The 14,419-nt window shown below is 42.9% G+C and carries 14 protein-coding genes; 2 read left to right on the top strand and 12 right to left on the bottom strand.

From position 1 onward, the window contains the following. Nucleotides 1-54 precede the first annotated feature (54 nt). From ACWOEX_RS05695 to ACWOEX_RS05670, 6 genes are all read right to left on the bottom strand, one after another. Nucleotides 55-2,694: a valine--tRNA ligase gene (locus ACWOEX_RS05695; RefSeq protein ID WP_455298619.1), complete on the bottom strand. Its 2,640-nt coding sequence runs from the start codon at nt 2,692-2,694 to the stop codon at nt 55-57. Nucleotides 2,695-2,982: 288 nt separating this feature from the next. Then, the gene (locus ACWOEX_RS05690) at nt 2,983-3,225 is read right to left on the bottom strand and encodes a hypothetical protein (RefSeq protein WP_455298618.1); all 243 of its coding nucleotides are present in this window, start codon (nt 3,223-3,225) and stop codon (nt 2,983-2,985) included. 1 nt (nt 3,226) lies between these two features. Next, nucleotides 3,227-3,628 carry a rhodanese-like domain-containing protein gene (locus ACWOEX_RS05685; protein WP_455298617.1) on the bottom strand — a complete coding sequence of 134 codons (402 nt, stop codon included), beginning with the start codon at nt 3,626-3,628 and terminating at the stop codon, nt 3,227-3,229. Nucleotides 3,629-3,695: 67 nt separating this feature from the next. Next, nucleotides 3,696-4,358 carry a rhomboid family intramembrane serine protease gene (locus ACWOEX_RS05680; RefSeq protein WP_455298616.1) on the bottom strand — a complete coding sequence of 221 codons (663 nt, stop codon included), beginning with the start codon at nt 4,356-4,358 and terminating at the stop codon, nt 3,696-3,698. Nucleotides 4,359-4,449: 91 nt separating this feature from the next. Beyond that, nucleotides 4,450-4,602, bottom strand: a complete 153-nt coding sequence (rpmG, locus tag ACWOEX_RS05675) for a 50S ribosomal protein L33 (protein ID WP_455298615.1) — start codon at nt 4,600-4,602, stop codon at nt 4,450-4,452. 103 nt (nt 4,603-4,705) lie between these two features. Further along, nucleotides 4,706-6,871 carry a peptidoglycan D,D-transpeptidase FtsI family protein gene (locus ACWOEX_RS05670; protein ID WP_455298705.1) on the bottom strand — a complete coding sequence of 722 codons (2,166 nt, stop codon included), beginning with the start codon at nt 6,869-6,871 and terminating at the stop codon, nt 4,706-4,708. Between the two features lie 222 nt (nt 6,872-7,093). Here ACWOEX_RS05670 and ACWOEX_RS05665 point away from each other — a divergent pair, with 222 nt between their 5' ends. After that, complete coding sequence (locus ACWOEX_RS05665; protein ID WP_455298614.1) at nt 7,094-7,891, top strand: DUF1189 family protein; 798 nt, start codon at nt 7,094-7,096, stop codon at nt 7,889-7,891. 53 nt (nt 7,892-7,944) lie between these two features. On the opposite strand, the gene ACWOEX_RS05660 is transcribed toward ACWOEX_RS05665, so the two are convergent. Continuing rightward, nucleotides 7,945-9,255: a DEAD/DEAH box helicase gene (locus tag ACWOEX_RS05660; RefSeq protein ID WP_455298613.1), complete on the bottom strand. Its 1,311-nt coding sequence runs from the start codon at nt 9,253-9,255 to the stop codon at nt 7,945-7,947. A 141-nt stretch (nt 9,256-9,396) separates the two neighbouring features. Between ACWOEX_RS05660 and zwf the strand changes: the two genes are divergently transcribed. Next, nucleotides 9,397-10,884 (top strand): glucose-6-phosphate dehydrogenase, encoded by a 1,488-nt coding sequence (gene zwf, locus ACWOEX_RS05655; RefSeq protein ID WP_455298612.1) that lies wholly within the window; start codon nt 9,397-9,399, stop codon nt 10,882-10,884. 45 nt (nt 10,885-10,929) lie between these two features. On the opposite strand, the gene ACWOEX_RS05650 is transcribed toward zwf, so the two are convergent. The 5 genes from ACWOEX_RS05650 to yajC form a co-directional block, all read right to left on the bottom strand. Further along, nucleotides 10,930-11,868, bottom strand: a complete 939-nt coding sequence (locus ACWOEX_RS05650; protein ID WP_455298611.1) for a DHH family phosphoesterase — start codon at nt 11,866-11,868, stop codon at nt 10,930-10,932. Nucleotides 11,869-11,877: 9 nt separating this feature from the next. Next, on the bottom strand, nt 11,878-13,035 hold the full coding sequence (gene dinB, locus ACWOEX_RS05645; RefSeq protein WP_455298610.1) for a DNA polymerase IV: 1,158 nt from the start codon (nt 13,033-13,035) through the stop codon (nt 11,878-11,880). Between the two features lie 19 nt (nt 13,036-13,054). Beyond that, nucleotides 13,055-13,702, bottom strand: a complete 648-nt coding sequence (locus ACWOEX_RS05640; RefSeq protein WP_455298609.1) for a metal-dependent transcriptional regulator — start codon at nt 13,700-13,702, stop codon at nt 13,055-13,057. Between the two features lie 82 nt (nt 13,703-13,784). Then, on the bottom strand, nt 13,785-14,066 hold the full coding sequence (locus ACWOEX_RS05635; RefSeq protein ID WP_455298608.1) for a post-transcriptional regulator: 282 nt from the start codon (nt 14,064-14,066) through the stop codon (nt 13,785-13,787). Nucleotides 14,067-14,078: 12 nt separating this feature from the next. Next, the gene (gene yajC, locus ACWOEX_RS05630; RefSeq protein WP_455298704.1) at nt 14,079-14,399 is read right to left on the bottom strand and encodes a preprotein translocase subunit YajC; all 321 of its coding nucleotides are present in this window, start codon (nt 14,397-14,399) and stop codon (nt 14,079-14,081) included. Between the last annotated feature and the right edge of the window lie 20 nt (nt 14,400-14,419).

The raw sequence follows: 14,419 nt of genomic DNA, 5'->3' as shown, positions 1-14,419 counted from the left end.
ATTCTCATTACATACAAAAAAGTGCATCGTGAGAACGATGCACTTTTTTTATAATCATGCTTTTAATTCTTCGATACGCTGTTTGACAGCAGCTAATTTTTCACTGTAATCCTTGCCTTTATCGCGTTCCTTCTGAACGACAGCTTCCGGCGCACCGTTAACGAATCCTTCATTTGAAAGTTTCTTCTCAACACGATCCACTTCGCTCTGCCATTTTTCCGCTTCTTTTTCAAGTCGTGCGATTTCATCCGCCAAATCAACCAGTCCTTCGAGTGGTAGGAAGACATTTCCGCCTTCAAAGAACATCGCTACTGCTTTGTCTGGTGACGCTAACGTTTCATCAATCGCTAGTGATTTTGGATTCAAGAAGCGATCCAAGTAACTCTCATGTGCCGATAACATCTCTTGCGTTTCGTGATCATTTGGTTGAATCAAAATGTCGATCGGTTTAGATAGCGGCGCATGGTTCTCATTACGTGCGTTACGTACCGCGCGAATCAAGCTAATCAATTGTTGCATGTGTTTCGATGCAGATTCGAAAATCTGTTCTTCGTGCACGGTTGGATATGCAGAAGTGACGATCGTTTCACCCTCGTGTGGGAAGTCTTGCCAAATAGATTCCGTGACAAATGGCATGATTGGATGTAATAGACGCAATGTCTGATCAATCGTATAAGCAAGTACACTGCGTGTCTTATGTTTACGTGCCTCATCGTCGCCATTCAAGGTTTCCTTCGTCATTTCAATGTACCAGTCACAGAGATCATCCCAGATAAAGTGGTATAGCTTGTCACCCGCAATACCAAATTCAAAGCGATCGAAGTTTTCTGTCACAGCCTTAATTGTTTCATTCAGACGTGTCAAAATCCACTGATCCTCGATAGCCGTCACATCACTCAAGTCGATTTCATCGTACGTCAAGCCATCTAAGTTCATCAAGGCGAAACGACAAGCATTCCAAATCTTATTGATGAAGTTCCAGGCGGATTCTAATTTTTCTGGATAATAACGAATATCTTGACCTGGTGTAGAACCTGTGGCTAGGAACCAGCGCAAGGCATCAGCCCCATATTTATCAACGACATCCATTGGGTCGACACCGTTTCCGAGCGACTTAGACATTTTACGTCCTTGACTGTCGCGGATCAAACCGTGAATTAAGACGTTCTTAAACGGACGCTCGCCCGTGAATTCTAAGGATTGGAAAATCATACGACTGACCCAGAAGAAGATAATATCGTAACCTGTAACCAACGTATCAGTTGGGAAATAGCGCTTGAAGTCTGCCGCTTCCGTATCTGGCCAACCCATAGTAGAGAATGGCCATAACGCAGAACTAAACCACGTGTCTAATACGTCAGATTCCTGTTCCCAGTTTTCGATATCCTCAGGCTCTTCCATGCTGACGTAAACTTCACCAGTTTCTTTGTGATACCATGCTGGAATACGATGACCCCACCATAATTGTCTGGAGATTACCCAGTCATGAACATTTTCCATCCAACGCAAGAATGTATTTTCGAAACGTTCTGGATAGAAGTCCACACGTGATTCTGTTTTTTGATTGGCAATCGCCTGTTCTGCTAATTTGTCCATACGAACGAACCACTGAGTAGAGAGGCGCGGTTCAACAACGGCACCTGAACGTTCAGAATGCCCCACTGAGTGCGTAATATCTTCAACTTCGAGTAAGTAACCGCCAGCTTCCAAATCTTTAACGATCGCTTTACGGCATTCTTCGCGCGTCATGCCTTCATACTTACCTGCTTTTTCGTTCATGGTAGCATCCGGATTCATCACATTGATGCTTTCTAAATTATTGCGTTGCCCCACCGCGAAGTCGTTTGGATCATGCGCTGGTGTAATCTTCACCGCTCCCGTTCCAAATTCCATATCTGCATGTTCATCACCGACAATTGGAATCTCACGATTAACAATCGGTACGATGACTTTTTTGCCGATAATATCTTTATAACGTTCATCTTTCGGGTTAACAGCAATGGCCGTATCGCCTAACATGGTCTCTGGACGTGTAGTAGCAATTTCAAGATCGCGACTACCATCAGCGAGTGGGTAACGGACATGCCAGAAATGACCCGCATCATCAGAGTATTCGACTTCGATATCCGATAATGCCGTTTGGAATTCTGGATCCCAGTTGATAATGTATTCTCCACGGTAGATTAAACCTTTATTGTAAAGATCAACAAAAACTTTACGAACGGCTTTGTTTAATCCTTCATCTAAAGTAAAGCGTTCACGATTATAGTCGACAGAAATCCCCATCTTTGCCCATTGTGAGCGGATCGTTTCTGCGTATTCTTCTTTCCATTCCCACGTTTTATCGATGAACTCCTCGCGCCCCAAATCGTAGCGTGATTTACCTTCCTGCTCACGAATACGTGCTTCCACTTTCGCTTGCGTCGCGATACCCGCATGGTCCATACCTGGCAACCATAACGTATCTAGCCCTTGCATACGTTTTTGGCGAATCAACATATCCTGTAACGTCACGTCCCAAGCATGCCCTAAGTGCAATTTACCCGTCACATTCGGCGGAGGGATAACGACTGAATAAGCCGGGACGGACTGATCCCCATTCGGCTCAAAATAGCCTTTATCTACCCATTCTTGGTAACGGCCAGCCTCGACTTCATTCGGCTGGTACTTCTTTGACATTGAAACTTCTTGCATTCTATCACTCCATTCCACTAAAAAAGCCCTATTCCTAATTAGGAATAGGGCGCTATGACTGCGCGGTGCCACCTACACTTCTCACTCTTTGTTAACGAGGGATTCCCCGGACACAATTGTCAGTTTGTAAGCAACCATTGAGTGGACGACCTGCACGTCTTACACCTGAACCGTGCTCGCTCTAAAGGTATCCATTCTCAAACCTCTCACGCATCACTCTTTTGCTATCTACTGATGTGCCTAAAGTATAGCATTCCCGCTTAAAAAGTCAATGACGACTCAAACGACTTACTTCTTTTTAGCATTTCGTTTATCAATTTTGAAGCGTTCTTTGAGTTCTTCTTCAGTGGCTTCGCTATTACGCAATAAGTGTTTGTTTGCCTGACGTTTTTGGCGAATTTCTTCGAACATGGACCAACCGAATAAGAAAGCAGCGACCCAATACAAGAATGTCCATTCAAACAATGCACCAACAAGAACAACTGCGGCACATAAGCCTAAAAGCAACTGGTTAGGTTTTAATGTACTCATCCTATTGTTCCTCTCTGCGTTTAACTTTACCACGCCATTCGTTGAAACCATCTTCCAAGATGTATATACGTTCATAGCCTGCTTTTTTGAGTTGTTTTGCCATACGCGTCGCCACGTTTACACCATCATCATACAAAAAGATGTCACGATTTTTTGATAATCCCGGCAGACCGATTTTAGTCTGTGAATACGGAATATTGCGCGCACCTAAGATATGTGCAGATTGAAATTCATTCGACTCACGAACATCAATCACCTGCGCTTTGTGCATCCGTGCTCGAAAATCCTGTTGCGAAATCATTTCAGCATTCTGACGACGTACCAACCACATAAATAGTTGGTATCCGAAGAATGCAATCGCAATCGCTGCAGTAATCGCTAAAATCATTTGGAAGCCTGTCATATTGTGTTCAAACCCTCTCCACTACTATTAATCAGTATCTCCATCATACTATAGAAGCTGGGTGTTGTCATCGAAACAATGTATTAAAAACACCGTGATTGAGAATAATTGTGGTCGCAATAATCAAGAAAACACCAATCCCTGTCACGATACGCCAATCAAATCCGGCTTCTTTCGTTTGCTGATCAACAATCAACGTCGCTAAGAAGCCACCAACGAAACCACCCATATGACCCCAAATGTCGATCCCAGGCGTCATTAAATTACCGATAATATTAATAATCAACAGTAACTTATACTGCTGCCCCATCGCATGATAATAGGGGTTATGCGGCGCCAAATAATCCATTGCGATGAAATAGGCGAATAGCCCAAACAGAGAGGTGCTCGCACCAGCAGAGATCGCTGTACTAAACTGATAACTGAATAGGTTACCCATAATTCCGCTCAATAAATATAAAACAAAAAAGCGCCAATGTCCGAGTTGCCACTCAACCTCACGCCCTAAAAAATAAAGCATGATGGAATTTAATAATAAATGTTCAAAACCGAAATGAATAAATATCGGTGTAATGAATCGCCAGTATTCACCCGCATATGCAATGACGGTCGCTTCCTTAACACCGAAAGAATAAACTGCTAATTGACCAGTCGGACTCATACCGATCACATAAACGATCAACTGAATCGCCAAGAATAAATACATCACAAACGGTTGTTTCTTAGACATCGGTCTTCTCCTCTCTCGAAACCTTCATGATATAAAAAAACGACAGCCAAACTGCTGTCGATTTTTTTCATTTCAATTTTTGATTATTCCATTATTTTACTTCACGGAACAAGCAAACTTTTTGAAGTTTTGGACTGTATTTCTTTAATTCTAAACGGTCTGGATTGTTACGACGATTCTTTTCAGTCAAGTAAACACGTTCGCCTTTCAATTCAGTGTTTTCGAGTACGATATTCACACGCATGATAACCCTCCTCACAATTCGTAATTAAAAGCAGTCAAAATTTTATCACAGTTGCCGGCACTTTTCAACTGATTAATTAGTCACTCTCTGTATTATCTGATGCTTATTCATCTTCGGCATCAGCACCAGGATTGAAGTATTGTTGGAATAAATCTGCCGCTAAATCCACTGCTGCAGAATCCTGTTCTTCATAGTGGATATTTGGAATAACGATTGAAATCGCAATTTCAGGATTATCGAATGGCGCATAACCAACAAATGTACTATTCGTCACACCATCACGAATTTCAGCCGTACCCGTTTTCCCAGCAATCGTCTGTGCTGCGCCGGATAATTTTCTGTAAGCTAAACCGTTAGGATCATTCGCCACTGACCAGAAGCCTTGTTGGATACGTTCAATCACTTCTTGAGGAATTTGTAGCTGATTCAACATCTCAGGTTGTGACTGATAGATCAATTGGCGATGGTCATCATCGATGTTGAGGCGTTGCTTCTCGATGTAGTCTAAATAATGCATCGCCATGCGCTGACCGTTATTCGCAATCGTTGAAACGTATTGATTCAACTGTAATGGCGTAAATGTATCAAACTGACCAAATGACAAGTCAATCGCATTACCCGGTGATTCAATTTGACCAGTAATTCCTTCTGCTTCATTTGGCAAGTCAATACCTGTTGAAACACCGAGACCAAATTGGCGATACACATAACGAAGTTTTTCCGCCGTCGACGGATCTAAGTCTCCGAGTGACATGCCAGCTTGATACTCTGTCAAGCCTCCGATGGCCATCGCAGTACGGATCATATACACGTTCGATGAGCGCATCAATGCTTGGATATCATTGAAGGTTTTCGGAGATGTATCACTCGACGCCCACCAAGAAGCCTTACGTGGTGTGCCAAGGAAGTCTAATGGTTGATCGACCCATGTATTATTCTCTGGCGTCAATACGCCGTAGTGATAACCTGCAGCGATCGTCGCACCCTTGATCACAGACCCTGCCACAAAGGAAGAGCTGAACGTACCGAGCGCATCATCGATAATTTCGCCATTTTCATCAATACGACGTCCTACTAGACTGAGCAGTTCGCCCGTCTGTGGTTTTGAAGCCACAATATAGATCGAATTATTCTCCGGATTTGTACGACCACGCAAATAACTATCTGCAATATCTCGGAAAGCCTTTTGAAGCTCAATATCAAACGTTAAACGAATATTGCTACCTTCTTCACCTGAATAAGCTTCTTTTGTCTCGGTAACTTCCCCGTTCTGATTGATCGATGTCTCATGACGCGACTTCGATCCGCGAATATAGGGGTCTAATACTTGTTCGAGGTAAGCATCCCCCACACGATCATTGCGTGCATAGCCATGACTCAAGTAACCTTGTGCTTGATCCTCAGGTAAGCCGCGGCTCTCAGATGTCACACCACCGAGGATACTGCGCATGAGATCGCCTTCTGGGTATGTACGGTTCCAATCGACCGTAATATCGACCCCAGGTAATTCTGCACGATGCTCACTGACCATTGCAATTTCAGATTCTGAAACATCTTGATTTTTGATGAACGTCTGCGATAACGCATAGGCTGCATTCATCTTTTTGAAAATGGTAGCTTCCTGCTGTTGTTGGTCATCGAAGTTAATATCCTCATCCGTCACACGGTTAACTTGCGCTTCGTTGAGTTCATTATCTTCGAGTTGTTTCTCTTCAATCGAGAGACGATCGATGACTTCTTTTTGATTCGATGCCACGAAGTAATCCTTACGATCACGATCTGTCAGCCCATCTGTCGGCACCGTAATCATCGTTGCGAGGCGTTGTGCCGTCTTCGCCATCTCTTCGCCAGGTACATTCGGACCGCGCGTATAGGCGATCGCTTGTTCCCCTTCATTACCGACGAGCAATTCGCCATTACGATCCTCGATGAGTCCACGTGGTACACTCTGTTTCGAAATGTTTGTATCGATTTTATCAATCAATTGCTGATAAATATCGCCATTGACAATCTGTAAATCAGCTAAGCGAACCATTAAAAATATAAACGCGATGAAAATAACAATTAATAGAATATCGAGGCGTCCCATATAACGACGCAATCTGTGATTTCCTCTGATATTTTCTTGACGTTTTGATCGTCTTTTTTTAGTGCTTTTTACATTTTGATTTTGTTTTCGTTGCTGATTTTTATCTTTAAAACTCGTTTGGAATGTCTGCCAGCGATGTTTCATCGACTGAGACATTTGCTTAGGCGTTTGACGCCCCACTTTTTTCAAAAAATCACCCACTTTGCCACATTGTCACTATATTATAGGCGAATGACGGCTAAAATGTCATTAAGTTTCCTTTAATTTCATAGAAATTTTAAATAATACAGCGCATCGTTCGCTAATTATCTCACGATGCACAATTCATGTTATCATAGTCAACAGCCAACAGGGGATGATAAATCTGATATCATCGCATATACCTAAAGAGAGGGTTTATTAATGAAAATTTTCCGTTTGTTTTATGATAGTTTATTCCACTACCCAAAGACCATTTACGCCTACCATATGCGCTTAGGTGCTCGCATACTTTATTTATTGCTGTTGAGTCTCATTATGGTCGTTCCTATTTTGCCTAGAATTTCGAATGTGATGGACACTTGGGATACCAATCGTCACGCCATTATCAGTTCCATCCCTGAATTCGAAACATCTGGTGAGACCATTCAATCAAATACACAACCTTTCGTTAATCAGACTGACTTCATCACTTATACTTTCGATCCAGAAGATCATATCGATCAAACGAACATCACGCCATCTGATAGTTCTGTGGTCGCCTTTAAAACCGGACAACAAGCATTCTCTGTCAGCGTCATGGATCAAGAAGTGATGCGATTCCCATATGACGGTCGTGAAGCTGACACGGATGTCCAAAAAGATTTCATTTCACGTGCGACAAATCTACCACGACCTGCTGTCTACGTTGCCGTGTACATCAGTTCATTCATGTCAATGCTCTTTAACGCGTTGATGCTTAGCATTCTCTTCGATTTTATGCGTCTCGCTCGCGAACTCCAGATGCCCTTTGGACGTAAATTTAATTTTACGCTGGCCGCAATGACCATGCCGGCTGTCTTTTCTTCATTAATTGCACTGGCCATCCCGGCGTTCACAGTGAGTCAGTCCATGTTAATCTTCTTTATGGGTTGGTTACTGTTGTTCTACATTTCATCAAATACCCGTGTCATTCCACTAGATAAAGACAACTGGATGAATAATAAACGTAACGATAAATAATATTGACAAAACAAATGCCACATCGCTCTCTTCGGTGATGTGGCATTTGTTGATTAACGACGACGGCGCTTCTGGCGACGTTGTTTTTGTTTATAGCTTTTAATATTTTCTTGTAGTTTCTTCTTGTAGCCCGGTTTCACTTTTTTCTTCTTGTTTTGATTAATCATCGCGCGAATTTTTGGATCATCAGCATCAGAATGTTGTTTCTTACGCGCTTGTCGTGCATTAGGGTCCTGCGCTTTCACCCAACGTCCACCACGAATATCCTTGATATCGAATATAAGACCTTTATTCATTAGATATTCAACGGCCGGCCATTCGTCTGGATGGTAGAACGTCACCGAACGTCCGGATAAGCCACGGCGTCCAGTACGTCCCACACGATGGATGAAGAATTCAATTTCATTCGGAATCTCATAATTAATGACATCCGAAACGCCGTCGATATCTAGCCCACGACTTGCCAAATCACTTGCAACCACATATTGGAAATCGAGATGATTGATTTGGCGCATGACACGTTTGCGTTCTCTCGCACTGAGGTCGCCGTGAATCTTGGTGACGGATAATCCCTTTTCGTGGAGAAAAGTATACAACTCATCGACAGTTTCTTTGGTATTAGCAAAGATAATCGCTAAGTACGGTTGACCGAGCGTTAATACTTCATACAATAACTCTTTACGGTCACGGCCACGTACGGGCATCAAGATATTTTCTACGTTTTCTGAGATCTGTTGTCCCGAGTCGATGACTACCCATTCTGGATGCGCCATATACTTCGTCAGGAACGGTTTTAACTTATCCGGAACAGTCGCAGAGAATACATACATATGAAGGTCGTCTGGCATCTGTCCAGCAATCTGATCCACTGTCCCGAGGAATCCCATATCTAATGTCATATCCGCTTCATCGACCACAAAATGTGTTACATGATAGAGATCAATCAGAAGACGTTCAGAGAGTGCTAATAAACGTCCAGGTGTGCCGATAACAATTTGTGGAATAATCGTCTGCAATTTTTCTTCCTGTTGCTTGCTGTCAATACCACCGTACGCACGTTCAATACGAATTTCCCAATCAAACGCACGTGTGATGTCTGATGCCGTATGATAGAGTTGCTCGGCCAATTCGCGGCTCGGCGCGGTAATAACTAACTGCGTTTCTTCCTTATTTTCTAATTGATCAATCAATGGTAATAAGAACGCATGCGATTTACCAGAACCGGTTTGACTCTGACCAACCACATTTTCGCCTGCTTGAATTAACGGGATGATTTTTTCTTGGATCGGTGTCGGCTGTTTAAAACCGAGCTGTTCAATCGCTTCATTAATCGGCGGTGAAAAATTAAACTCACTAAATTTCATACTTTTCCTCAATTCTTTTTAACTGTGAACCTTTTCCTTAAACTTATTCTTTATGATATTATAGTAGATAACGATCAACGTAAAGCGTCCGATAGCAAGACGCTATTAATCACCATTATACCTTGAGAAAGGATGGAAAACATGGTTCAATCACAACCCGCTGCATCCGGGCTAATTGTTCTCTTCGGTGCAACCGGAGATCTGGCTGCGCGAAAACTATATCCTGCCATTTATCAATTATATAAGCGTCAACGCTTGGATCAACATTTTGCTGTTATCGGTACAGCGAGACGTCAGTGGGATACGGAATATTTCCGTCAAATGGTTGCTGAATCCATCCACAACTTTGTTCCCAACTATGATCCTGCCGTCTTACGAGATATGCTCAAACACTTTTTCTATGTGGCGAACGATGCGACGAAAACCGTTCATTTTTCTATTCTCAAAGAAAAAATGCTTGAGTTAAAAACAATTTTCAACTTGCAGGACGATTATCTGTATTACTTCTCGATTGCGCCACACTTGTTCTCGTTCGCAACCGAAAACCTCAAAAAAACAGGCATTACGGGTTTGCCGGGAACACACCGCGTACTCGTCGAAAAACCGTTCGGGCACGATCGTTCATCGGCGATTGCTTTGAATCGTGATTTGAATATCGCCTTCGATAGCGACAAGATTTATCGTATTGACCATTATGTTGGTAAGGAAACCGTACAGAACATTTGGTGTCTACGCCAATATAATCCAATTGTTGAATCAATTTGGAATCGAAATTTTATCGATAACGTTCAAATCACATTGAGTGAAGACTTACCAGTAGGGAGCCGTGGGGGGTACTACGATAGTAACGGTGCCCTACTCGATATGTTCCAAAACCATATTCTTCAAGTTATGGCTTTCGTCGGAATGAATCTGCCGACCGACACTTCCTCTGAAGCGCTACATCGTGAGAAAGCCGCTTTCTTGAAGTCAATCGATTCATTGAGCACCGAGCAAGTCGCCGCACAGCTCGTTCGCGGACAATACGGTGCTTCTGACAACGGCCACATGGTTGCTTATCGTGATGAAAAGAACATCAGCAAACAGAGCCATACTGAAACATTTGTGGCAGGAAAACTATTTAGTAATTATGACCGCTGGCGTGATGTGCCGTTCTACTTCAGAACAGGTAAACAACTCGCTAACGGTAAATACACGACGGTAGAGATTATCTTTAAATCGCAGTACAGCAGCTCTGAACATCCATCACGCTTGACGTTCGTTATTACGCCTGAGCTCGGTGTACGCTTCACATTAAACGAAAAATACTTCGGTAATATTGATGACGTGAAAGCAATGGACCTCTACCCAGAACAACAATCACTCAGCCATATGTATTTTGCAGACTCTTATGAAGGTATTATCTATCGTGCACTTCGCGGTGATAAGACAGTATTTACTACTATGGACGAATTGAATGAACAATGGCGCATTACCGATAGTATTCGAAATGCCTGGACGGAAATGCCAGATCCAGAATTTCCAAACTATCCTGCCCTGTCTTATGGTCCAGAAGATGCGTTGAAACTGATCGATAGCGATCAGCGTTGTTGGATCGATGAACCACAATGGCGTTCCAAAAAGAGATAATGATTGATATGAAAAAGGACTCGACATGACATCGAGTCCTTTTATTTATTGCACAATCGCTGCAAGTTCTTCGACCATTTGTTTGATTTCTTCCTGATCTTTGGCAGTCGCACCACTCGCTTTAGCATGTCCGCCGCCGTTATGTTGTTCTGCAATACCATTGATTGCTGGAACCTTTGAACGTAAGTGACAACGGTATTGACCATCTGGTAACTCAACGAAAGTAATCCATGCTTTCACACCTTCAACTGTCCCTGGTAATTGAACAATATTGTGTGCTTGTTCTGCAGTCATATTTAATTCATCGAGAACTGTCTTCGGTACAATAACGTAATTGGCTTTACCATCAGCGACTAAATGCATATGTGTCAGAGAGTAGCCTTGTAATTTAGCTTGTGATTCAGACTGCGTATTCGTTTCTTGCATACGTTCGCTCGCGTTAAAATCATATTCTAATAAAGCTGCTGCGGTATACAATGTTTTTGAGGTCGTATTGTCGAATAAGAAACGTCCAGTATCACCGACCATTCCCATAAAGAAGGCTAACGCTGCATCGTCAACCATCTTCAAATCATTACTGTCATCGAGAATCACACTCGCCCAGATTTCACTCACGGAACTGGCAGAAGTATCAACAAATAATTCATCTCCATACGGATCAATGTTTGGATGATGATCAATCTTCAATAATTTGTCGCCTGTATTATAACGATCATCATCGATGCGCGGTGTATTGGCCGTATCATTAACGATCACGAGCGCCCCGTTATACGTATCGTCACTAATTTCATCCATCAGTCCGAGTCGGCTTAAAGATGGCTCATTAAAACCTACTGCATAAATTTTCTTTTCTGGATATGTGGCACGTAGACTTTCACGTAAGCCAAGCTGTGACCCAACTGCGTCGGGATCTGGATTAACATGACGGTGAATAATAATCGTATCATAGGCTTCGATCGCTTTTAAAATTTCGGTATTAAACATAAACTTCTCCTATTCTGTCTGTGCATTCTTATTTTGATGATAACGTCCAATGGGTAACTTAATATTTTCATATTCCGATTGATTCAAACGGCCGAGTGTCACACCTAACAAACGGATACCACGCGTGACGTCGCCATAATTATCCCATAAACTTTGGGCTTCGGGATAGATATCTTCATAGGTGCTGATTGGTGCAGTCAATGATACTTGACGCGTAGCTGTTGTGAAATCCACATAGCGATACTTTAAGATCACAACCTCCCCGAAAACTTTCTTTTGAGCGACATGATCAGCCACAGAACGCGAAAGTCGTCGTAAGGTTTCACTCACATCATCTTCGCTGTAGAGATAGGGATATAATGTAGTTTCATTCCCAATCGATTGACGTTTACGTCCTGTCTTCACTGGGCGATTGTCGACGCCACGGACACGTTCATAAATCGCAAGGCCACCTTTCCCAAAGTAGCGCAAGCAGTCCTCTTGCGTTAAGGCACGCAAATCTTTGCCAGTGGTGATACCATCCTGTGCTAATCGTTCACTACTTCGTTTGCCAATGCCGTAAATATCCTTTACCGGCAGTTGATCGATGAATTGCACTGCATGTTCAGGCGTAACCACAGTGATCCCGTGCGGTTTATGATGATCGGACGCGAGTTTCGCAATAAATTTGTTATAAGATACACCGATACTACAGGTCAGATGTAATTCCACCGCAATCATTGCTTGGATGCGTCTGGCAACCTCTAACGCCGAACGTAAGCCATATTTATTCTCTGTCACATCCAGGAAAGCTTCATCAATCGATAATGGTTCAATCTTATCTGTAAAGCGGCGAAAAATCTCACGCACTTGCTTTGAGACTTGTCGATAATAATCATGACGGCCGTGCACAAATATTCCCTGCGGACACAGACGATACGCTTCCTCTGCACTCATTGCTGAATGCACACCAAATTTTCGCGCTTCATAGCTTGCGGTTGATACTACGCCGCGCCCGCTATTCTCTCTAGGGTGTCGTGCAATAATCACCGGTTTCCCACGAAGTTTTGGATTGTCACGCTGTTCAATTGAGGCGTAGAATGCATCCATATCCACGTGTAAGATCTTGCGATTTTCTGCTGTCGTTGGTTCATTGAATTCTAAGATACCGATGCGCCTAACCATCATCTGTCATCACTCCTATGAGCTATGTTGATAGTGGGATAATAAATAGCTTCGTTGTCATATCTTTTGGGATTTTTATTTCTCGTTGGCCATCCATAACGACAGTCCCATCGTCTTCATGCTGTTTCAGTTGATAGCGATGCTGCAGATGTAATTGCAGACGATCCACCATCTGTAAGCAGTATTTCTCATCGAGCACACGCACCAATAAAAAGTCTTCACCTTCTGCCACTGCTACCAGTGGTTGGTTCGAAACGGTTGGTAGATCCCCATCTTTATCCGGGATCATGCCACCATGTGGACAATATTTCGGTGAATCGAGATACACATCCAAACGGTCCATAAATTCATCAGATGCATGATGCTCAAGATCTTCTGCTTCTTCATGCACTTCTTCCCATGAATAGCCCAATTTATCGTAAAGAAATACTTCCCATAAGCGATGACGCCGTATCACTTGTGCGGCAAAATGACGTCCTGTCTCGGTAAGCTCTACCCCTTGATACGGGATATTTTCCACAAGTCCCTCGTCCTGCAGGCGGTTGATCATTTCAGTCACCGAAGCGGCCGATACGTTCAAACCGTGACGAATGACTTTATTAGGAACGCGACGAGTCATTCCACCGAGTTCCGCAATTACCTTCATATAGTCGTCTTTGCTTCTAGACATCCCGTACATCTCCTCTTGACACCACTATTTAACGATAGAAAAGACCGAAGCAACAGGTTTACTTCGGTCCATTACTAAATAACTATTTGAGTAATTTATCCCAATCCATTTCATCGAGTTCAGGTACATTGAAACTCGTCGCTTCAATCTGCTCATAATCGAAATAACGATTTGGGGTTAATGTGGATACCGCCTGTTTCTTGTCTTTCATGGTATCTGGCGTCTGACGTTTCCAACCAAATGCTTCAAAATAAGTTGCGATATCTTTGGCGCGAACCGTCTGATAACCTTCACGATTAAATTGTCGTGCTTTCTTTCTGAATTGCGGCCATAAGCGGAGTCGCTGCCATTTTGTTAGTGTCATTAGGCATTACCCTTAGTCTTCGTTGTGATTGTCAATATCTGCTAAGTTCTCATCGACAGTTGATGCGGTTGCTTCAGTCGTTTCGCGTTGGTCACCGTGTGATGAAATACGCATCACAGCACCACGCTCAAATACTAAAAAGATACCCTCTGCATCAAGTGTAATAGTGTTTGCGTTTAATTCAGACACCTTACCGTGCAAACCGGAACGCAAAATCACTTCATCACCAACTGCTAATGAACTGATCATTTCTTGGTATTGTTGTTGTTGTTTCTTTGCTGGACGGATCATCAAGAAGTACATCATTCCGAACAGAACAACAAACATTAAAATTGAAACTAAAATACGATTAC

It is taken from the genome of Aerococcus vaginalis (assembly GCF_053762225.1).
Note: the sequence above shows the minus strand (reverse complement) of the source record. Positions and strands in the feature narration are given on the sequence as shown.